General features: G+C 63.5%; 21 protein-coding genes. 14 read left to right on the top strand and 7 right to left on the bottom strand.

The features are described from left to right. Positions 1–18 precede the first annotated feature (18 nt). From AC0L2D_RS12020 to gcvA, 4 genes are all read right to left on the bottom strand, one after another. A complete protein-coding gene (locus AC0L2D_RS12020) occupies positions 19–1,323 on the bottom strand; it encodes an ABC transporter substrate-binding protein (RefSeq protein ID WP_473541125.1) in 1,305 nt (434 codons plus the stop codon). A gap of 127 nt (positions 1,324–1,450) precedes the next feature. Further along, the gene (locus tag AC0L2D_RS12015; protein WP_473541124.1) at positions 1,451–3,118 is read right to left on the bottom strand and encodes a hypothetical protein; all 1,668 of its coding nucleotides are present in this window, start codon (positions 3,116–3,118) and stop codon (positions 1,451–1,453) included. Positions 3,119–3,133: 15 nt separating this feature from the next. Beyond that, the gene (gene pncB / locus AC0L2D_RS12010) at positions 3,134–4,438 is read right to left on the bottom strand and encodes a nicotinate phosphoribosyltransferase (protein ID WP_027161087.1); all 1,305 of its coding nucleotides are present in this window, start codon (positions 4,436–4,438) and stop codon (positions 3,134–3,136) included. A gap of 136 nt (positions 4,439–4,574) precedes the next feature. Next, a complete protein-coding gene (gene gcvA, locus AC0L2D_RS12005) occupies positions 4,575–5,549 on the bottom strand; it encodes a transcriptional regulator GcvA (protein ID WP_473541122.1) in 975 nt (324 codons plus the stop codon). A gap of 206 nt (positions 5,550–5,755) precedes the next feature. Here gcvA and speB point away from each other — a divergent pair, with 206 nt between their 5' ends. The 4 genes from speB to AC0L2D_RS11985 all read left to right on the top strand — a co-directional run bounded on the left by speB (position 5,756) and on the right by AC0L2D_RS11985 (position 9,013). After that, complete coding sequence (gene speB / locus AC0L2D_RS12000) at positions 5,756–6,817, top strand: agmatinase (protein ID WP_024502058.1); 1,062 nt, start codon at positions 5,756–5,758, stop codon at positions 6,815–6,817. 82 nt (positions 6,818–6,899) lie between these two features. After that, positions 6,900–7,706: a transporter substrate-binding domain-containing protein gene (locus AC0L2D_RS11995; RefSeq protein ID WP_473541121.1), complete on the top strand. Its 807-nt coding sequence runs from the start codon at positions 6,900–6,902 to the stop codon at positions 7,704–7,706. A gap of 6 nt (positions 7,707–7,712) precedes the next feature. After that, on the top strand, positions 7,713–8,369 hold the full coding sequence (locus AC0L2D_RS11990) for an amino acid ABC transporter permease (RefSeq protein ID WP_024502057.1): 657 nt from the start codon (positions 7,713–7,715) through the stop codon (positions 8,367–8,369). Continuing rightward, a complete protein-coding gene (locus tag AC0L2D_RS11985) occupies positions 8,366–9,013 on the top strand; it encodes an amino acid ABC transporter permease (protein ID WP_024502056.1) in 648 nt (215 codons plus the stop codon). The genes AC0L2D_RS11990 and AC0L2D_RS11985 overlap by 4 nt, the downstream gene beginning before the upstream one ends. A gap of 22 nt (positions 9,014–9,035) precedes the next feature. On the opposite strand, the gene AC0L2D_RS11980 is transcribed toward AC0L2D_RS11985, so the two are convergent. The 3 genes from AC0L2D_RS11980 to AC0L2D_RS11970 all read right to left on the bottom strand — a co-directional run bounded on the left by AC0L2D_RS11980 (position 9,036) and on the right by AC0L2D_RS11970 (position 11,833). After that, positions 9,036–9,851, bottom strand: a complete 816-nt coding sequence (locus AC0L2D_RS11980) for an oxidoreductase (RefSeq protein WP_013528434.1) — start codon at positions 9,849–9,851, stop codon at positions 9,036–9,038. 93 nt (positions 9,852–9,944) lie between these two features. Beyond that, positions 9,945–11,210, bottom strand: coding sequence for a beta-ketoacyl-ACP synthase II (gene fabF / locus AC0L2D_RS11975; RefSeq protein WP_473541120.1), 1,266 nt, complete (start codon positions 11,208–11,210; stop codon positions 9,945–9,947). 44 nt (positions 11,211–11,254) lie between these two features. Beyond that, positions 11,255–11,833, bottom strand: coding sequence for a TetR/AcrR family transcriptional regulator (locus tag AC0L2D_RS11970; RefSeq protein WP_027161084.1), 579 nt, complete (start codon positions 11,831–11,833; stop codon positions 11,255–11,257). An 80-nt stretch (positions 11,834–11,913) separates the two neighbouring features. On the opposite strand from AC0L2D_RS11970, the gene AC0L2D_RS11965 reads away from it, so the two are divergent. The 10 genes from AC0L2D_RS11965 (at position 11,914) to AC0L2D_RS11920 (ending at position 20,385) form a co-directional block, all read left to right on the top strand. Further along, the gene (locus tag AC0L2D_RS11965) at positions 11,914–12,273 is read left to right on the top strand and encodes a hypothetical protein (protein WP_473541118.1); all 360 of its coding nucleotides are present in this window, start codon (positions 11,914–11,916) and stop codon (positions 12,271–12,273) included. 86 nt (positions 12,274–12,359) lie between these two features. Further along, positions 12,360–12,818 carry a nuclear transport factor 2 family protein gene (locus AC0L2D_RS11960; protein ID WP_473541117.1) on the top strand — a complete coding sequence of 153 codons (459 nt, stop codon included), beginning with the start codon at positions 12,360–12,362 and terminating at the stop codon, positions 12,816–12,818. Positions 12,819–13,123: 305 nt separating this feature from the next. Beyond that, positions 13,124–13,882 (top strand): ABC transporter ATP-binding protein, encoded by a 759-nt coding sequence (locus tag AC0L2D_RS11955; RefSeq protein ID WP_473541237.1) that lies wholly within the window; start codon positions 13,124–13,126, stop codon positions 13,880–13,882. Beyond that, entirely contained in the window at positions 13,869–14,600 is a 732-nt protein-coding gene (locus tag AC0L2D_RS11950; protein ID WP_473541116.1) for an ABC transporter ATP-binding protein, read from the top strand. Before AC0L2D_RS11955 ends, AC0L2D_RS11950 begins: the two co-directional genes overlap by 14 nt. Further along, positions 14,597–15,499: a branched-chain amino acid ABC transporter permease gene (locus AC0L2D_RS11945; protein ID WP_027161081.1), complete on the top strand. Its 903-nt coding sequence runs from the start codon at positions 14,597–14,599 to the stop codon at positions 15,497–15,499. The genes AC0L2D_RS11950 and AC0L2D_RS11945 overlap by 4 nt, the downstream gene beginning before the upstream one ends. Beyond that, positions 15,496–16,539: a branched-chain amino acid ABC transporter permease gene (locus AC0L2D_RS11940; RefSeq protein WP_473541115.1), complete on the top strand. Its 1,044-nt coding sequence runs from the start codon at positions 15,496–15,498 to the stop codon at positions 16,537–16,539. Before AC0L2D_RS11945 ends, AC0L2D_RS11940 begins: the two co-directional genes overlap by 4 nt. Then, complete coding sequence (locus AC0L2D_RS11935; protein ID WP_473541114.1) at positions 16,536–17,714, top strand: ABC transporter substrate-binding protein; 1,179 nt, start codon at positions 16,536–16,538, stop codon at positions 17,712–17,714. Before AC0L2D_RS11940 ends, AC0L2D_RS11935 begins: the two co-directional genes overlap by 4 nt. Before the next feature lie 2 nt (positions 17,715–17,716). Continuing rightward, positions 17,717–18,475 carry a cyclase family protein gene (locus AC0L2D_RS11930; protein ID WP_013528424.1) on the top strand — a complete coding sequence of 253 codons (759 nt, stop codon included), beginning with the start codon at positions 17,717–17,719 and terminating at the stop codon, positions 18,473–18,475. A 70-nt stretch (positions 18,476–18,545) separates the two neighbouring features. Continuing rightward, positions 18,546–19,802: a cysteine desulfurase-like protein gene (locus AC0L2D_RS11925; RefSeq protein WP_473541113.1), complete on the top strand. Its 1,257-nt coding sequence runs from the start codon at positions 18,546–18,548 to the stop codon at positions 19,800–19,802. Between the two features lies 1 nt (position 19,803). After that, complete coding sequence (locus AC0L2D_RS11920; protein WP_013528422.1) at positions 19,804–20,385, top strand: cupin domain-containing protein; 582 nt, start codon at positions 19,804–19,806, stop codon at positions 20,383–20,385. Positions 20,386–20,445 lie beyond the last annotated feature (60 nt).

Here is a 20,445-nt window from a genome sequence, read left to right as displayed (position 1 = left end):
CGCTTGTGCTGGAGCAGCTCACAGCGCCTGCGTCGTATAATCCCCTTCGGCCTCGTAAAGTCCGTCCTCGATCTTGGTCTTGTGCACGACCTTGAGCTTGCCGCCTTCGATCTTGGAGATGTTCTGGATGCCAAAGCACTGGTGGATCTTGCCGTTGAAGGTCTTCGGTCCCTGCGGATGTTCCGGACCTTCGGCGAACTCGGTCAGCGCCTCGGTCGCCTCGACCAGCTTGGCGCGGTCTTCCGGTCCCTTGTAGCCGGCGTCCTCCATCGCCTTCTTGACGACGTAGAGCGTTTCCCAGCAGCCGAACATGTGGGCTGCGGTGGAGACGTCCTTGGGGTCGCCGACGGCGGCGCCATTGTCGTCGATGCCGACACCAGCGCGATAGGCCTTCTGCGCCTCGGAATCATCGGCCTGCGCATAGCGCGGCGAGCCTTCCCAGAAATGGCTGCCATCGAGGAATTCGAGGCCGGGGCTGTTGATGTCGGTGGCTTCGAGCGAATCGATGAAGCCGAACAATTGCGGCCGGTTGGAGCCGTAAAACTCACCAAGCTCCTTGACGAAGGTGAGCACGGCCGGGCCGACCATGACGTGGTAGATTACCTCGGTCTCGGCCGGGATCTGCGGAAAATACTTGGTGAAGGACGATTCCGTCGGCGGGATGGCGATCTGCGCGATGACCTCGCCGCCTTGCGCCTTCAGCGCCGGCGGCAGGTAGTCGCGGTGGTCGTAGCCGAAGGCGAAATCCGGGAAGATCTGCGTCACCTTCTTGCCGGCGTTGGCCGCGATCCACGGAGCCATCGACTGGATCTGGCTCTTCACGTCGGTGATGCCGGGCTGGAAGACATAGCGGTTCAGCTTGGTCGAGGCGACGTGATGGCCTTCGCTGACGACGAAATAGGGCATCTTGTTTTCGCCGGCGGCGGGCGCCGAGCCGATGACGACATGCGAGAACAGCGTGCCGAAGACGATGTCGGTCTTGTGCTGGGTGGCGAACTTGCCGACCACCTCGGCGCCACGGCCGGGATCGGTGCCGTCATCCTCGATGATCACCTCGACCTGACGGCCATTGATGCCGCCGGCGGCATTGATCGCCTTGACCGCGGCAGCCGTGGTCTTTTCGTACCAGCGGCCATAGGCAGCGCCGATGCCGGTGCGGTGCGACTGGAAGCCGATCTTGATCGGCGCCGAACTCTGCGCCTGGGAATAGCGGACGAAGCCAGGGGCAAGGCCGAGGCCGGCGCCTGCGGCCAGACCTTTCAGTGCGGTGCGGCGGGTGAGCGTGGATCTGGAGAGATCGAAAAACCCATTCTTGTCAGTCACGGCAGTTCCCCTGTTTTTGAGTTTTGACTGGCTGCAACGAGGCAAAAAATCGCATGTGTACAAACTAAATCACCAAAGCCCCGACGTGGCAAGCGGGCTTTCCCCGAAGGCATGCTGGTCGCCTTTCTCATCCGACAGTCGGCGTGGCAAGCAACCAGAGGCCGAAGACGGTGTAGGCGATCATCAGCAAGGTAAGCGGGAACTGGCTGAGGGCCGCGCGGGAGGGCTGTGGGTGCAGGCGCCAGGCGAAGCCGTGAGCGACGAGGACGGCGAGCACATGGCCCAGGATGATGGCGCCAGCCTGGATATTCCACAGCCACCACGCAGAGTCCGCCCCCGCAACGATGCCGGCCTCAATCTGCATATCGGCGGTGCCGAACAGGTTCCAGCCCATCGCGAACGGATCGGAAAGTGCCGCAAGCGCATATTGGCCGTCGACGAGCAGCGCCGTCAGATAATGCGCAATGTGATAGGCAAGCGCGATCGGCACGATCGACCACACCAGCTGACCGGCCGCCTGGTTAAGAATGTGGTCGCTGCCGGCAAGACGTTGGCCGAGCCAGACGGCAAGCAGGAACACCGCCGCCAGCAGCGCGAATGTCAGGATCAGCCCGAAAGTGCCGCTGCCGATCAGCGCCGTGCGGCCGGGAAATTCGAGCGGGTTGATGCCGAACAGGCCGAGCCAGAAGAAGGTTTTCGACAGGCCGTCGAAGGACACCGACGACAGGGCGAGCAGCAGGAAAGCCATGCCGCTGGCCGGCAAGGGCTCCGCGGCCAGCAGCTTGGCGCCCGGCCAGCACAGGGCAAGCCGGCCATGTTCGTTCCGTACCACAATTGCGAAACGCGCCACCATGGAGAAGAAGACCGTCAGGAATTCTCCGCCGCGGCTCCAGCCGCGATAGCCGAATGCCAGCATGGCAATGAGGGTGAGCAGCCAATAGAAGCCGGCAGCATATGCCAGCCGCGCCGGATCGTCGGGCGCCGGATCGATGAGTTCGAACCAGGCAAAGGCGAAAAACAGGATGAACGCTGGCCAGCAACCGAGCCATCGGGGCAGGCGCCATGTCCCGGTCCCGAACAGGCGCGAGGCGATACGCCATGGTCCATACCAGGGGTTCAGCCATGACCAGAGATCGCCGAAGAGGCCTTGCAACAGCGTGACGCCGGCCCACAAAAGGGTCCAGATCACCAGAGGCAGCGGGTTTGAAAGCGGGTCGCGGCTGCCGAAAAGGCCGGCGGCGATGAGAATTGCAAAGCCGGCAAAGGATATCAGGCTGATGGCGGCGCGGGCGCTCTCGCCGAAGGTGAACAGCGGCAGGCATCGGCGCCAGAAGCGGTCAAGCGAAGCCGCCGGCAGCAGCGCCAGGACGAGGAAGCTGATCGCCACGGCGAAAGCGCCTCCAACCAGATAGTAGCCGGTCGGCAACAGCAGGACGTGGCCCCGGTCGGAGGCGTGTGCGCAGGCGGGGGCGGGCAATACGAGCGATGCGGCTGTAAGCAACAATGCCAACGATAGATGACGGCACCCTGCGGCGCCCCCCTCTGTCCTGCCGGACCCGGCCCTTCGCCGTCGCTCCGGGCGTTCGTCGTTCGGAAAGCCAAGCAATTGGCTTTCCGTCCGCTGCGCGGACCACTCCTCACCCCCCGCAAGGGGGGAGATTGGCAGTTCGCTCGATCGGCGCTTTTCATTGGGCGTCGAAAATTGGCGAAAGCGGAGATGACGTCCAATCTCCCCCCTTGAGGGGGAGATGTCCGGCAGGACAGAGGGGGGCGCCAAGGAACTCGGCCTATCCAAGAGCCCCACCACCCCTCACACCTTGACCAATTGCTCCACGCGGTCCTTCTCGCCAAAAATCCTGAGATACCGCTCGATCTCTTTCACATCGCCGGTCGCCTTGGCCGGATTGTCCGACAGCTTGACCGCTGGCCTGCCATTGGCCTCGGTGACCTTGCAAACCAGCGATATGGCGTCGAGGCTGTTGGTTTCCGTCGGCGCGCAGCCTTCGAAATCATTGGTCAGATTGGTGCCCCAGCCGAAGGACATGCGCACCTTGCCCTTGAAGTGGCGATAGGTCTCCTCGATGGTTTCGACCTCGAGCCCGTCGGAGAAGATCAGCAGTTTCTGCTTGGGGTCCTTGCCCTTGTCGCGCCACCAGGACAGGATTTTTTCGCCGCCTTCGATCGGCGGCGCGCTGTCGGGGCGAAAGCCCGTCCAGTCGGCCACCCAGTCCGGCGCATCGCGCAGGAATGAGGCTGTGCCGAAGGCGTCGGGCAGCACGATCAAGAGATTGCCGCCATAGTAGCGCTGCCAGTCCTGCAGCACCTTGTAGGGCGACTGTCTCAGCTCTTTTTCCGAGTCGGCAAGCGCGGCAAACACCATGGGCAGCTCATGTGCGTTGGTGCCGAGCGCTTCGAGGTCGTTGTCCATGGCCAAAAGCACGTTGGAGGTGCCGGTGAACGCCTCGCCGATGCCTTCCTTCAACGCCTCGACACACCAGCGCTGCCATAGGAAGGAATGGCGCCGGCGCGTGCCGAAGTCCGAGATGCGGATGCCGGGCAGCGCCTTCAGCCGCTCGGTCTTGGCCCACATCTTGGATTTGGCGCGGGCATAGAGCACGTCGAGCGCGAAAGGCCCGAACGCCCGCATCGCCGCGCGAGATCGGAGTTCATTGATGATGGCGAGCGCCGGGATTTCCCACAGCGTGGTGTACATCCACGCCCCGCTGAAGGTCAGCTCATACTGGCCGTCGCGCTTTGACAGTTCGTATTCGGGCAGCCGGAAGCCTTCCAGCCAGGCGAGGAACTCCGGCTCGAAGATCTGCTTGCGGCCGTAGAAATTGTTACCGCCGAGCCAGATCATCTCCTTCTTGGAGAAGCGCAGCGTGCGGGCATGGTCGAGTTGTTCGCGCAATTCGCCCTCGTCGATCTCGTCGGCAAGCCGCACCGACGTCGTGCGGTTGATCAGCGAGAAGGTTGCGTCGACCTTGGGATACATGCCCCAGATCATCTGCAGCATCAAAAGCTTGTAGAAATCCGTGTCGAGCAGGCTGCGCACGATCGGGTCGAGCTTCCAGGTGTGGTTGTAGACGCGCCGCGCAATATCGGTCTTAGCCATGTTTCAACACCGCCTTCGCTGCCTGCCATCCACAATCGCGACAGGCCTCATAGCATCGAATCGGCCGCAACGCTGCCCGCTTTCAGGCTGGCCCGACAAAAAGAGCTGCCTGCATGCGGCGGCGCGCAGCTCGGCATCAGCTTGCGGATTTGCCGCCCATCACCCTGAGCGCCGGACGCTTGCGGCGGCTGACGATGCGGCCGGCCACCGGGGCGTCGGCGCGCCCGTCGTCCCCCGCTTTCTCGGCGAACAGCCAGTCGATGAACACCTGCACGATCGGCGTCGCCCGCATCTCGTTGCGGCAGACGACATAGAAATCGTCGACCGCCGGCACCGACAGGCTGAACGGCGCGACCAGCATGCCCCTGGCCAGCAGCGCGCTTGCCGTCACCGAGTCGCCCAGCGCCACGCCATGGCCGTGCACCGCTGCCTCGGTCGCCATACGCGCATCGCCGAGGTGATGGCGGCGGCCCCGCTCCAGGTCCAGCGCATCGGCGGCAGCCAGCCAGGTGTGCCATTCGCGGCCGTCATCGCCATGCAGGAAGACATGATCGGCGAGATCCCTGACGCTGCGGATCGGCCGGTTGTTGATCAAGGTCGGGCTGACCACGGGAAACAGTTCGAGGCCCGACCATTTGCGCATCCAGCAATCGGTCCAGCTGCCGTCGCCATAATGCACGCAGACATCGATATTGGGCGCCCGCAAATCCTTCGGATCGTTGGAAGGAATAAGCGTCAGCCTTATGTCGGGATATTGCGCCATGAAACTGCCGAGCCGCGGTGTCATCCACAGCAACAGTAGCGCCGGCACGCAGGAGACCGAAAGTGTGCCGCTGCTCGCCGGCCTTGTCATGCGCTGGGTGGCGGCGGCGATGCCGTCGAACGCGGTCGACACCGCCGGCAGAAGCTCCGCGCCATGCGGTGTCAGCTTGACCCGCTGGCCGACCCGCTCGAACAGCTTGACACCGAGCGACTGCTCGAGCGCCTTGATCTGGTGGCTGACGGCGCCATGCGTGACGTTCAGCTCAGTGGCCGCCTTGGTCAGTGAACCGTGGCGAGCCGTTGCCTCGAAGGCGCGCAGCGGATTGAGCGGTGGCAGGCGCTTGGTCATGGTACCACTTTGTTGTGAGATTTTCTCACAGAAAACACCCTAACAATATCAATTGATTTTTCAATGCCACTGCCAGACACTTGAGTTCAGAACAGCATCAAGACATGAAATCTGCAGGCAGCCAGCGGGACAGCGGCCCGGCCGGATGACGGTCGGTTCGCAGGCGTCACCCGCGCCGGCACTGCATCAGCCCAGGAGGAGCGGACATGGGATACGATCGCGGCAAGCTCGATGCGTTGCGTCGCAAATATGGTGAAAGCCATGGCGGCGAGATGTTCGACCCGAAATTCCGCAAGGTCGCCGACAAGATCTTCTCCAAGAGCGGCACGCGGCTGGCGCCCTATTCAGGCATCCCGACCTTTCTTGCCGCGCCCTACCGCGAAATATCGGCCGACAATCCGGATTTCGGCGATTTGCAGGTGGCGATGATCGGCGTGCCGATGGATCTCGGCGTCACCAACCGCCCAGGCTCGCGCTTCGGGCCAAGGGCGTTGCGCGCCATCGAGCGCATCGGGCCCTACAATCACGTGCTGGAATGCGCGCCGACGCATGAGCTCAGGGTCGCCGACATTGGTGACACGCCGTTCCGCAGCCGCTACCGGCTTGAGACCAGCCATGAGGATATCGAGCGCCGCACCAACCAGATCGTCGATGCCGGGGTCATTCCGCTGTCGATCGGCGGCGACCATTCGATCAGCCATCCGATCCTGAAGGCCGTCGGCAAGAAGGCCCCGGTGGGGTTGATCCATATCGACGCCCACTGCGACACCAGTGGCCTGTTCGACATGACCAAGTTCCACCATGGCGGCCCGTTCCGCAACGCGGTGCTTGACGGCGTGCTGGACCCGACGCGCACGATCCAGATCGGCATTCGCGGCTCGGCCGAATATCTGTGGGAGTTCACCTACGAGTCCGGCATGACCGTGGTGCATGCCGAGGAGGTGACCGGCCTCGGCATTCCGGCGATCATCGAGAAGGCGCGCAAGATCGTCGGCGACGGCCCGACCTATGTCTCCTTCGACATCGACAGCGTCGACCCGGCCTTCGCGCCCGGCACCGGCACGCCGGAAGTCGGCGGTCTGACGACGCGCGAAGTGCTTGAACTGCTGCGCGGCCTCAAAGGTCTTAACATCGTCGGCGGCGACGTCGTCGAGGTGGCGCCGCAATATGACGCCACCACCAACACCGCGCATGCCGCCGCACAGGTGCTGTTCGAGATACTGAGCCTGATGGTGTTCAGCCCGGCGATAACAGGCAAGGGCGCCTGACGTCTAGAAAAGCAAAGGCAGCCGCCGCGCTGGAGCCGGCGGCCGACCCGAACAAACAAAGCTTCCAGACAGGGGAATGACAATGACAATCCGTAAGACATTTGCCTCCATCGCCGCCGTGCTGATGCTCGGCACGGCCGGTTTCGGCCTCGCAGTTCAGGCCGCTAGCGCCGATGCGCTGGCGGACATCACCAAGGCCGGCACCATCAATGTCGGCGTCTTCGCCGACTTTCCGCCCTTCTCCTCGGCCAGCGCCGATATGAGCCTCAAGGGCTATGACATGGATGTCGCGCAATACATCGCCGATACGCTCAAGGTGAAGCTCAATCCCATCGCCGTCACCGGCCAGAACCGCATCCCGTATCTGAACGATCATCGCGTCGACCTGCTGATGAGCGTCGGCTATTCGAAGGAACGCGAGCAGGTCATCGACTTCGCCGCTGCCTACGCGCCCTACTACATCGCCGTGATCGGTCCGGCAGCGCTTGCCGTCAAAGGCAAGGAAGACCTCGCCGACAAGTCGATCGCCGTCAATCGCGGCACGCTGGAAGACACCTCGCTCACCGAGGCAGCACCGGCATCGGCCGACATAAAGCGCTTCGACAACTACAATTCGGTGATCCAGGCCTTCATCTCCGGCCAGACGCAGCTGATGGTCGTCGGCAACGACGTCGGCGCGCAGGTGCTGGCCAAGCAGGACGCACTGAAGCCGGAGCAGAAGTTCCAGCTTCTGACCTCGCCTTCGCATATCGGCCTCAACAAGAACGAAGACGGCCTGAAGAAGGCCGTCAACGATGCGTTCGCCAAGATGCTGGCCGACGGCAAGCTGGACGAAAGCTCGAAAGCCTGGCTGAAGACGCCGCTCAATCCCGACAATCTCAAGGATTGAGTTTCCGTGGCCTTTGGCTGGCTCCCGGGTGCCCTGGGCGACATCGCGCATGGCGCGGCCACGACGATCCTGCTGATCGCCGTGACCACGCTGGCCGGAACGCTGCTCAGCATCCTGGGTGCCGCGGGGCGGCGAAACGGCCCGGTGCTGCTCAAGCGGGCAATCGCCTGCTATGTCGAGGTGATGCGCAACACGCCGTTCCTGGTGCAGTTGTTCTTCATCTTCTTCGGGCTGCCCAGCCTGGGCGTCCGGCTCGACCCGCTCCTGGCCGCCATGCTGGCGATGACGCTCAACATGGCGGCCTACACCATCGAGATCGTCGGCGCCGGGCTTGACGCCGTGCCCGGCGGGCAGACGGAAGCAGCGCTGGCCCTTGGGCTGCGGCCACGCCAGGTGTTCGTCAAGATCGTGCTGCCGCAGGCGCTCAAGATCATCTACCCCGCGCTCACCAGCCAGATCGTCATCATGATGCTGGAGTCCGCCGTCGTGTCGCAGATCGCCGTGCGTGAGCTGACCTACGAGGCCGACATGCTGCAGGCACGCACCTTCCGCTCCTTCGAGACCTATTTCGTCGTGACGCTGGTCTATCTCGCTCTGTCGATGGCCTTGCGCCGGCTGCTGGTGTCAGGCGGGCGCCGCGCGCTCGGAGCCGGTGTGTCATGATCGAGTTCACCTTCTGGGACATCGTCCGCAACCTACTGCTCGCCGCCCGCTGGACGGTGCTGCTATCGCTGGCCGCCTTTATCGGCGGCGGCATCGTCGGCATGATCGTGCTGTTCTTCAGGATCGCTGAGAACAAATGGAGCCGGCGTGTCGCCTCCGGCTACATCGCCCTGTTCCAGGGGACGCCGCTCTTGATGCAGCTGTTCCTGATGTTCTTCGGCCTGCCGATGCTGGGCCTGCGCATCGAGCCGTGGACCGCGGCGGCGCTCGGCCTCACCTTCTTCGCCAGCGCCTATCTTGCCGAAATCTGGCGCTCCGGCGTCGCGGCGCTGCCCCTCGGCCAATGGGACGCCGGCGCCAGCCTCGGCCTGCACTATCTGCAGGAGCTGAGGCTGATCATCCTGCCGCAGGCGTTTTCGATCACCCGCGCACCCACCGTCGGCTTCCTGGTGCAGCTCATCAAATCGACGGCGCTGACCTCGATCATCGGCTTCGAGGAGCTGGTGCGGACCTCCAACGCCATCAACAATGCGACCTTCGAACCGTTCAAGGTATACGGGCTGGTGGCGCTGATCTTCTTCGTCATGTGCTTTCCGCTGACGCAATACGCCCGCAGGCTCGAGAAACAGGCGGCTGCTCGCTGACGCGCCAAGGCAGCGCCCGATTTCAGACCGGCAACCCAAGCTGCTTGCGCAGGCTCTTGTCGAATGCGGATGCGGGGACGAAACGGCGCAGGAAACTGACCTGGCGCGCCATTTTTCCCGCCGCATAGCGTTTCTTCGGCGCGGGATCGGTCGCTGCTGCCAGAATGGTCTTGGCGACCACCTCGGGCGCATCGCCTTTTTCCATCGATTTCCGCACTGACATAGTCATCCCGGCGCGCGCGGAGTCGTAGATTTCGAGCGACCGGTCGGGGGCGGCAAGATTGTCCTCGAATGATGTGCGGGTATAGGCGGGCTCCACCAGCGAAACGCGAATGCCGAAGGGGCGCAATTCGTGATCGAGCGACTCGGAATACCCTTCGATGGCGTGTTTGGTCGACGAGTAAAGCGCGAAATAGGGAGCGGGGATGAACCCCTGTACCGAGCTCAAATTTACGATTCTGCCCTTCCCTTGGCGCCGCATTGCCGGCAGCACCGCGTTGGTCACGCGCAAGACGCCGAAGACGTTCACGTCGAACAGCGCCTTGGCCTGGGCGGTCGAGGACTCCTCCGCGCCGCCAAACAGGCCCATGCCGGCATTGTTGACAAGCACGTCGATGCGTCCGGCCGCGGCCAGAACGTCATCGACCATTGTCGCGACGGACGCGTCGTCGGTCACGTCGCAGGTCAGCATGGTCACGCCGGCGGATTGCTGTGAGGCCGTGCGACGGCTGGTTCCGAAGACGCGAAAGCCGGCGCCGAGCAAGGCGTCGGCGGTAGCGCGCCCGATGCCGGAGGATGCCCCTGTGACAAGGGCGACGCCGGGATTGGTCTTGTTCATGGAAATCATATCCTTCTTTGCGTTGGACCGGATTGGGAAAAGCATGAGAGGCCGGGGCAAAGGGCGTCGGTCATGACTGCGTCTGGCCACCGGTTAGTTCCAGCGTCTGAACAGGGCGCTGGCATTCACGCCGCCAAAGCCGAAGCCATTGGAGATCGCGTACTCCATCTCCATGGGCCGGGGCGCGTTGGCGACGAAGTCGATTCCGTCGCCGGCCGGATCGGCCTCGCCAAGGTTGAGGGTGGGCGGGGCGACCTGATCCCTGAGCGCCAGGATTGCGAAGATCGCACCAAGCCCGCCGGCCGCTCCGAGCAGGTGTCCGGTCGCCGATTTCGTGGCACTGACAGCTATCGCGAAATCGCGCCCGAACACGCTCTTGATCGCTTCGATCTCACCCAGGTCGCCGACTGACGTGGAGGTCGCATGCGCATTGAGATGACGAACGTCGCGTGGCGAAATCCCTGCCTGGGCAATCGCGATCTGCATGGCCCGGCGCGCGCCGTCGCCGTCCTCTGGCCCGGAGGTGACGTGATGGGCATCCGCCGTCGTGCCGTAGCCGACGAGCTCAGCAATCGGTTTTGCGCCGCGCGCCAACGCGTGGCTCAACGCCTCGATGACCAGCACGCCGGCCCCTTCGCCCATGACGAAGCCGTCCCGCGATGTGTCGAAAGGGCGCGAGGCTTGGGCCGGCGCCCAATTGAAGCCGGTTGAAAGAGAACGAGCGGCGGCGAAACCGCCGAGACTGACGATATTGATGCACGCTTCCGTTCCGCCGCACACGGCGATGTCGGCTTCGTTGGCGCGGATCAGGCGGGCGGCGTCGCCGATCGCCTGGATGCCCGCCGCGCACGCCGTCACCGGTGCGCCGAGTGGACCTTTGAAGCCATGACGGATCGAGATGTGGCCCGCCGCGAGGTTCACCAGGAAGGACGGCACCGTAAAGGGAGACAGGCGGCGGGCGCCACGCAGGTCCACCGTGCGCACCGCCTCGGTGATGGCCGGGAACCCGCCGACACCTGAAGCGATGATCGTGGCCGTGCGCAGGCGATCCGTCTCCAAGGCAGGCTTCCATTGCGCCTGCGCAAGCGCCTCTTCCGCCGCCGCCAGCGCGAAGAGAATGAACCGGTCTACCTTGCGCTGATCCTTCGCGGACAGGACGGCATCGGCATCGAAACCAGCCTCGGGGTCTTCGCCCAGGGAGGGAACCACGCCGCCAATCTTAGCCGGCAGCTCTCCCACCACATCGTCAGGAAGCCTGCGAACGCCAGACCGGCCAGCAAGCAGGCGTGACCAGGACGCTTCGACATTGGCGGCAAGGGGCGTGACCGCACCCATGCCCGTGACGACAATCCGTTCCATCTGCTCTCCTATCCTTGCTGTGCTGGCGGCGCTGCTCGCGCCGTTCAAGTAGCGACTGCTTCGCGAACCTGATCGGCCGCCGCATCCAGAAAAGCCTGCGCAAGGTCGGGGTCGTTGACGACGCGCGAGAGCACGACCGCGCCGACCATCGTCGAGAGAACGGCCATTGCCTTGTTGCCGGTCTTTTCGCTGTCGCCCTCGCCAACCCAACCGCCGAGCATCTCAAGGTACGCCTTGATGCCGGCTTCGAATGATGCCTTCACCTCGGCACCTTGCCTGGCCGCATCCGAGCCCAGCGCAACGACCGGGCAGCCGTCCATCTTTTCTCCGCGATGATCCATGCTGAGGTAGAATGAGATCACCCCGTCGAGCGGGTTCCCGGGATTTGCCGCGGTCGCGGCCGACCATTTGTGGGTGGCGCTTTCCATCGCCCGCCTGGACGCCAGCGCCGCCAGATCGTCCTTCGACTCGAATTGCTTGTAAAAGGCGCCCTGGGTCAGCCCGGCCCCTTTCATCAGATCCTTGAGGCCGATGCCGTCGAACCCGCGCTCCCGAAAAAGCCGGCTTGCCACATTGATCACGGTCTCACGGTTTTCCGCGGCCTGAGTGCGACTTACACGCATCGTCATCTCCTTTTTTAGATTGCATTCGTAATCTATACCCTATATAGAGGGTGAACGCAATCTAAAAAAGGACAAATGAGATGATCCGCAAAACCTTGGGCGCCTCGCTGCTGGCGGCGCTGTTTCTTGCAACCCCGGCTCTTGCCGAGGAAGCCACCATCGGGCGCCCGATCGAAGGCGGTAGCCTGCACCAGGGACACCTGGACATGGTGGCCTACTACGTTCCGCGCGGCGACCTGCTTGAGGTCACCGCCACTTTCGCACCGAAGACCGGGGGTGATCCGCTGCGGGTTGTCATGGGCCTCGCCAACAGTGACTCCGTGGCGTTTTCCATACCTGGCCACCCGGGCTCGCTCTACGCGTTCTCAAGGTCCGGTGAGGAAGTGACGGTCTCGACCGAGACGGACACATCCCTGCGAGCCGACGCGACAATGCCCTGACCTGACGCGCAGGCCGCGGCCGAGCGATGCTGGCCGGGGTCTCGCGTCGGAACGGCGCGCCACCGATAAGTTTGGAGAGAGGTCACATGCTTTACAGCTATTTTGTCGAGAAATCGATCCGGCAGAGCTTCGACGACGTCAACAACCATCGCTGGGATGCGGCGGTGAAGGCCATCGCGCCGCATGTCCATCACCGGGTTGGTGGCGCACACGCGCTTGGTGGCGAGCGTCACGACAAGCAAGCCCTGCGCCGGTGGTTCGAGCGCCTCGGCCGTGTCCTGCCCACTCTCCATCTCACGGTCAACCACGTGTGGGTGAAGGGCTGGCCGTGGCATACCACCGTGTTTGCCCAGTGGGATGGCACCGCTACCCTGCTCAACGGCGATACGTCCTACGTCAACCGTGGTCTCCACGTGTTCACGCTGCGGTGGGGCAGGGTTCATGCGCTCGAGGAATTCTACGATTCGAAGGCGGCGGCGCGCGCTCTCGCCGCCCAGGCCGCAGCCGGCCTCGAAGAAGCTGTCGCCGAACAGATAACAAGCTAGCACAAGCGGTCCGAGGACGCCCAAGGTCTACGGGCCGGTGGCGCCGATCGTCTTCGTCTCGTGCCTTGCGCCCACGCACTATGCGCGCAGGCTCGAGAAGCGAGCGCTGGCGCGCTGGACTGCAGGCCCTGCATCGATTCCGGTGCTGTCGCGGCAACGGTCGAGCCGAGGCAGGCATATAGCTTTCCTGTTGGGAATAGGACTTGACATCTTGCCGTTCGAATTGTCCATTTGAAGCTTGACCGGGCCGAACGGGGCGGCGAGGGACAGGGGCAAACCGGCGGGTGGATAGACAGTCGAGTCGAGTGCTGTTGAGGACGGTCGGGCTGACAAAAGCCTTTCGAGGGCTAGTTGCCCTGCGGGATCATTCCATCGAGCTCCACGAACGTGAAATCATTGGGGTAATCGGGCCGAATGGCTCGGGCAAGAGCACGCTTTTCAACCTGATCACCGGCTTCTCCCAGCCGAATTCCGGTAGCATCGAGATGGAGGGCCGGTCGATCGTCGGCCTGCGCACATCGCAGATCGTCGCGATGGGCATCGCCCGCACCTTCCAGGGCTCTCGCCTGTTCGGCAGCCTCAGCGTCGCGCAGAACGTGCTGACGGCGGCGCAGTTGCGCCATCCTGTCGGCGCCGCCGATACCGTGCTGCGCGGTCGGCGTTATCGCGAGCGGGTGGCCGCGACCCGGCAGAAGGCCGACGAACTCCTCGACCTCATGGGCCTGACAGATCAGGCCGGCAGGGTCGCCGCGGAACTTCCCTACGGCGATCAGCGGCGGCTGGAGATTGCGCGTGCGTTGGCGACCGGCCCGCAACTGCTGTTGCTCGATGAGCCCGCTGCCGGTCTTGATTCCAACGAGACCAAGGTGTTGGCAGCGCTGATCCGGACGGTCCGTGACCGCTATGGCGTAACGGTGGTCGTTGTCGAGCACGACATGGACCTGATCATGGCGCTGTGCGAACGCATCCAGGTGCTGGCGACTGGCGAGGTGATCTGCGTCGGAACACCGGAGCAGGTACGCGAACACCCGAAAGTGCGGGAGGCGTATCTTGGCCACGCCTAGCCCCGTTCTGCTCAGTGTCGAGAACCTCGAGGTCAATTTCGGCGCGGTGCGTGCGCTGAAGGGCATTTCGCTCGACGTCCATGCCGGCGAGGTGGTGGCGTTGGTGGGCGCCAACGGCGCCGGCAAGAGCACGACCTTGCGCACCATTTCCGGCCTGTCGCGGCCGCGCGGCGGCAGGATCATCTTCGATGGCAAGCCGATTGGAGGTGTCGCTCCGTCGCGCATCGTAAGTCTGGGCATCGCGCAGAGCCCGGAGGGCAGGCGCCTGTTCGGCGGCCTGACGGTGGCTGACAATCTGCGGCTCGGCGCCTGCACCCGCACCGACAAGGAGGCCGTCGTCAGAGACAGCGAGCGCATGTTCATGCTGTTCCCGATTCTCAAGCAGCGGCTGAAGCAGCTGGCCGGCACGCTGTCGGGCGGCGAACAGCAGCAGCTTGCTTTGGCGCGCGCGCTGATGGCGGCGCCGCGCCTGCTGCTGCTCGACGAGCCTTCGCTCGGCGTTGCGCCGCTGCTGGTCCGCCACATCTTCAGCGCGCTTGCCGAACTGAAGCGCCAGGGCATGACGATGCTGCTGGTGGAACAGAACATCACGCTCGCGCTGGACCTCGCCGACCGTGCCTATGTGCTGCGCACCGGCCAGGTGGCGCTGTCTGGCCGGTCCGCGGAACTGCGCGACAGCGAACGCGTGGCGCAGGCATATCTCGGGGCGGCAACATGACCCAGCTGGACTATATCCTGCAGCAGATCGTCAATGCGGTGAGCCTCGGCAGCCTCTACGCACTGGTGGCGGTCGGCCTGTCGATCGTCTTCGGCGTCCTCAAGCTCACCAATTTCGCGCATGGCGACGTCATGATGGTAGGTGCCTTCGGGGTTGCCTTGCTGGTCGGCATCGGCGTTCCGTTCCCGGTCGCCGTGATCTGCGGCATCGCCGCGGCCGCCGCCGCCGGCTTCCTCATCGAACGCATCGCCTACCGCCCGATCCGCGACGCGCCCGACGTTGCGCGACTGCTGACCAGCCTCGCCGTCACCTACATCATCGAGAATGTCGGCATCCTGGTGTTCACCTCCTCGCCGCGCAATTTTCCACTCCCCGATATTCTCAACACCTCCTGGGAAATGTCGAACGGCGCCATCACCTTCACCAGCATCAATCTCCTGACCATCGCGCTGACCTTCGTGTCGCTGCTGCTCCTCGGCTGGTTTATCACGCGCACCACGACTGGGCTCGGCATGCGCGCCGCAGCCGAGGACATGTCGGCGGCACACCTTGTCGGTCTGAACGTCAACCGGTTGATCATCGTCGCCTTCATCGTCGCATCCGCCTATGCCGGCCTCGCCGGCATTTTGTGGGCGGCGCAGGCCGGCGTGGTGCAGCCGCAGATGGGCTTCACGCCGCTCCTGAAGGCTTTCGTGGCGGCAATCATCGGCGGCTTCGGGTCGATCGCGGGCGCCCTGGTCGGCGGCTACATATTGGGCGCGCTGGAGATCTTCATCGTCGCATTCCTGCCGGGCAGCGTCTCGTCTTATCGCGACGCAATCGTCTTCGCCGTGCTGATCGCCTTTCTCCTGGTGCGCCCGGGCGGGCTGCTCCAGCCAAACCGGGAGATAAAGCTATGAGCCGGGAAGCGCGGATCACACTCCTCGTCGCCGTGGTGGCGGGAGCAGCTGTCGCATTCGGTGCGCCGCACGTGCTGAGCGACTATTTCGTGCGGATTATCCTGCTGATCGCGCTGAATGCAATCCTGGTGCTGGCGCTGTCGCTGAGCAACGGTTTTACGGGCGTGTTTTCGCTCGGTCATGTCGGCTTCATCGGCGCCGGCGCGTATATTTCGGGGATCCTGTCGATCCCGGTGCAGCAGAAGATGGCACTGCTGCCGCATCTGCCGGGGTTTCTGCATGCTTTCAGCCTCCCCTTCCTGCCGGCGACGCTGGTGGCAGGTCTTCTGACGGCACTACTTGCCGTGGTCGTCGGTTATCCCTTGATGCGCCTGTCGGGCTATTTCGTTTCGGTGGCGACGATGGGATTCTTGATTATCGTCAACGTGGTGCTGATCAATGCGTCGGATTTCACCCGAGGCGCCCGCACGTTTACCGGCGTGCCGCTGGAGACGACGTTGCCCTGGGTGATGGGTTGGCTCGCCATCACGGTGTTCGTTCTGGCACGCCTGGTTTATTCGCCTTTCGGGCGCGCCATGAAGGCGGTGCGCGACGACACGATCGCGGCCAGCGCTGTCGGAATCGGCGTGTTGCGGACCAGACTGATCGCCTTCGTCATCGGCGCGTTCTTCTCGGGCGTCGGCGGGTCGCTCTATGCGCATTATCTCGGCTCGTTTTCGCCGAACACGTTCTACTTCGCGCTGACGATGAGTCTGATCACAATGCTGGTGCTGGGCGGCATGGGCTCCCTGACCGGCGCGGTGGTCGGCGTCATCTGCGTTTCGCTGTTGTCGGAGGTCCTGCGCTCGGTCGAACGCGGCTTCACGATCGGCGATTTCGCGGTGCCGGCCCTGTTTGGCGCCAGCCAGATCGTGCTCGGCTTCATCTTCATTCTAGTCATGATCTTCCGGCCGAAGGGGATCATGGGGGACCGGGAACTTACGTTCGGATCAACCCAAAGATCGGCAACGGTGAACCAGACAGAGGAACGAAAACGATGATCAAACTCACTCGACGCGGTACCATCGGCCTGGGACTGGGCGCATTCTTCGCGCTTGCCTCGGCCAGCACGGCACTTGCTGCCGACACCATCAAGATCGGCTATCCGGCAAACCTGACCGGCATCCAGGCCTCGCTCGACGGTCCGATGCTGAATGGCGCCAAGCTGGCAGCGAGCGAAATCAACGCCGCCGGCGGCGTGCTCGGCCAGCAGATAGAACTGGTGATCTACGATTCCAAGAGCGATTCGACGACGATCTCGACCGTCGCCAGCCAGTTGATCGACAGCGACAAGGTCGTCGGCATCATCGGCTTCGCCGATTCCGACTCGGTGCTGGCCATCGGACCGCAGGTCCAGACGGCGCAGATACCGTTCATAACGCCAGGCGCGACCTCGCCGAAATTGCCTAGCCAGCTCGGCAACGAGATCTTCCTCGCCGCCTTCGGCGACAACGTTCAGGCTGCGGTTGGCGCGGAATTTGCGCTGAACAAGCTGAAAGGCAAAACCGCCTACCTGCTGACCGACATCGGCACTGAATACACAACGCTGCTGTCGGACTACTTCGTCACCGCCTACGAGCATGGCGGGGGCAAGATTTTGGAGCGCGACACCTACAAGATCGGCGACAAGACCTTTACCGCGCAGATCGCCAAACTGAAGGCGCTGTCGCCGCAGCCAGACTTCGTCTATGCCTCGTCGAATGCCGAGGAAATCGGCCTGATCTTGAAGCAGATGCGCCAGGCCGGCATCAACCTGCCGGTGGTCGGCGGCGACGGCTACGACACGCCCTTGCTGATCCAGGTCGGCGGCGACGCGGCCAAGGACACCTACTTCACCACCCACGCCTATATCGGTGAGGGCGCCACCCCGAAGGTGCAGGCCTTTATCGACGCCTACACCAAGTCGGTCGGCAATGCCCCGGAGAACGCGTTCGCTGCGCTCGGCTACGACTCGGTCAAGCTGATGGCCGACGCGATCAAGCGTGCCGGTGCGCCGGATCCGGCCAAGATCCGTGACGCGCTGGCCGCTACGTCCGGGCTCGACGGCGTGACCGGCACGATCACCTACCGCCCGGGTATTTCGGTGCCGGACAAGTCGGTCTCGGTCATTGGTGTCAAGGACGGCAAGCTTGTCCTGGCAAGTGAAGCGGCACCGACCTTCGTCGCGGAGCCGTGATCTTGTCCACTCCGGGCTCCCTTTGGGACATCTACAGGTCGCGGCTCTCCGCCGCGACCTTCACCGACCTGACGCATGCGTTTCATCCGGGTCAGCCGCATTTCCCGGCCTTCCCGGACGAGGAGCGCAGTGCGTTGCTCGATTTTTCGAAAGGCGATGCCTTCCAGGTCCACCACTACGCCTTCGTCGGACAGTGGGGCACCCATGTCGATCCGCCGGTGCACTTCATCGACGGCGGCCGCTCGATCGACCAACTGCCGGTGGCGGAGATGCTTCTGCCGCTGGTCATCCTCGACATCAGCGACAGGGTCGCCGCCGATCCCGACGCGACGCCGACGCTCGACGACATTTCGGCCTGGGAGACGCGGAACGGCCGTATCCCGGAAAAGTGTTTTGTCGCACTTCGCACCGGCTGGTGGCCGCGCTGGCCGGACCCCGTGGCATTTCGGAACAAGTCGGCCGACGGTATCTCCCATGCGCCGGGTTGGTCGAAGCCGGTGCTGGAGGAACTTTTGGAACGCCGCGGTGTTGCTGCGATCGGGCACGAGGGCATGGACACTGATCCCGGCCGTGCCACTTCCGCAGGTGACGCAAGCCTGGAATACTATGTGCTGTCGCGCGACTGCTGGCAGATCGAGCTCTTGGCCAATCTCGACAAGGTGCCCGAAGCCGGCGCGTTGATAATGGCAAGCTGGCCAAAGCCAAAGGCCGGATCTGGCTTCCCGGCTCGCGCTGTCGCCATCCATGAAGCGGCCGGCTGAACGCGTGAAGCCGCTGCTGGCGGCGGTCGAGGGGCCGCCGCACAACGATCATCAGACACGGAATTCAGACATGGATATAGATACAGTCCGCGATGCTTTTCCGGCGATGGCGAGAGGTGCCGAGCCGAAGAAGCGGATTTTCTTCGACAATCCCGCGGGAACCCAGATGGCGAGCCGTTCGATCGAGCGTATGACGCGTGTCATGATCGAAACCAACGCCAATCTTGGTGGCTATTTCGAAACCTCACTCGCGGCCCAGGCGATGGTCGACGACGCGCATCAGGCGATGGCCGATTTCTTCAATGCCGCCGACCGGCGTGAGGTGGTGTTCGGCCAGAACATGACGACTCTGACTTTCGCCGTCTCGCGCGCCATCGGCCGCGATCTGAACGCCGGCGACGCCATCGTGCTGACGCGCATGGATCATGACGCCAACGTCGCACCCTGGCTGATGCTGGCGGAGGATCGGGGGCTTGAAGTACGCTGGATCGACCTCGATCCAAAAACGTTCGAACTCGACCTGTCGACGCTGGAGGCGACTATCGACGAGGACGTCAAGCTGGTCGCCGTCGGATATGCCAGCAACGTTACCGGCACGATCAACGACGTGAAGCGGATCGCGCAGCGCGCCCGCGCGATCGGGGCGCTGAGCTATATCGACGCGGTGCAGTTCGCGCCGCATGGGGTGATCGACGTCCAGGAGATCGGCTGTGATTTCCTGGTTTGCTCGGCCTACAAATTTTTTGGACCGCATCACGGGGTGTTGTGGGGCCGTTTCGATCTGCTGCAGGCGCTGACCGCCTATAAGGTGCGCGCGGCTTCCAATACGCCACCTGGAAAATTCGAGACGGGAACGACAAGCCGCGAGGCGCTTGCCGGGGTGCTTGGCGCCGTCGAGCACTATGCCTGGCTCGGACAGTCCTTCGGCAACGTCCACCCGCAGGCGACGCGGCGGGAGCGCATCGTCGCCGGCATTGAAGTCGCCGACCGTTATGAGCGTGTCCTGACAGCACGGCTGATTGCCGGATTGTCCAGAATTGATGGCGTCTTGATCCAGGGCATATCCGATGTGGCGGCGCTGGCGCGCCGTGTGCCTACCGTGTCGATCACCGTTGACGGAACCGATCCCGCGGACATCGCCAAGGCGATGGCAGAGGAAGGCATCTATCTCTGGCACGGTCACAATTACGGTTTGGAGCCAATCAAGCGGCTGGGGCTTGCGGACCGCAACGGTGTCGTCCGCATCGGGCTGGCCCATTACAACACCGAGGTGGAAGTCGATTTCCTGCTGGCGAAGCTGGCGGACTGGATGAAGACGCGGACCTGACATGCGCGACAGAAACGGAACCCCGAGGATCGGCGTCAAGCTGCGCCATGCCAGACAGGTGCTTGGCCTCAGCCTGGAAGAGCTCGGCGCCCGCATCGGGCTGACAGAGGGTTATCTCTCGAAAATCGAAAACGACCGCGCTACGCCGTCCATGGCGGCTCTGCACCGGCTGGTGCAGGCACTGGGCATCAACATGAACGCGATGTTCGGCACGCTGCAGCACAATGCCTCGGAAGTGTTCGTTTTGCGGCAAAACGAGCGTCCGCACATGGAGACGGGACATCGGCGTTCGGGCAACCATGTCGTGCTCGAGCAATTGGTGCCGTCCGGTCCGGAATATCTGCTGCAGATCAACGTTCATGTGATCGAGGCCGGCGGCGGCAGCCCCGAGTTGATCAGCCACAAGGGACAAGAGTTCGGCTACGTGCTCGAAGGTTCCGTCGAATTGCTGGTCGAGGCGAACGTGGTGGCGCTCGAGGCAGGCGACGCGTTCTATTTCAACTCCGAACTCGGCCACGGCTACCGCAATATCGGTTCGACCACGGTCCGCATCCTCTGGGTCAACACGCCGCCGACATTCTGACCGCCTCCAGCGCGGCGCCGGATTTCGAGGGAGTTCTGAAGACGTCGTTCAATGAGCCAA

It is taken from the genome of Mesorhizobium sp. WSM4833 (assembly GCF_055811095.1).
Note: the sequence above shows the minus strand (reverse complement) of the source record. Positions and strands in the feature narration are given on the sequence as shown.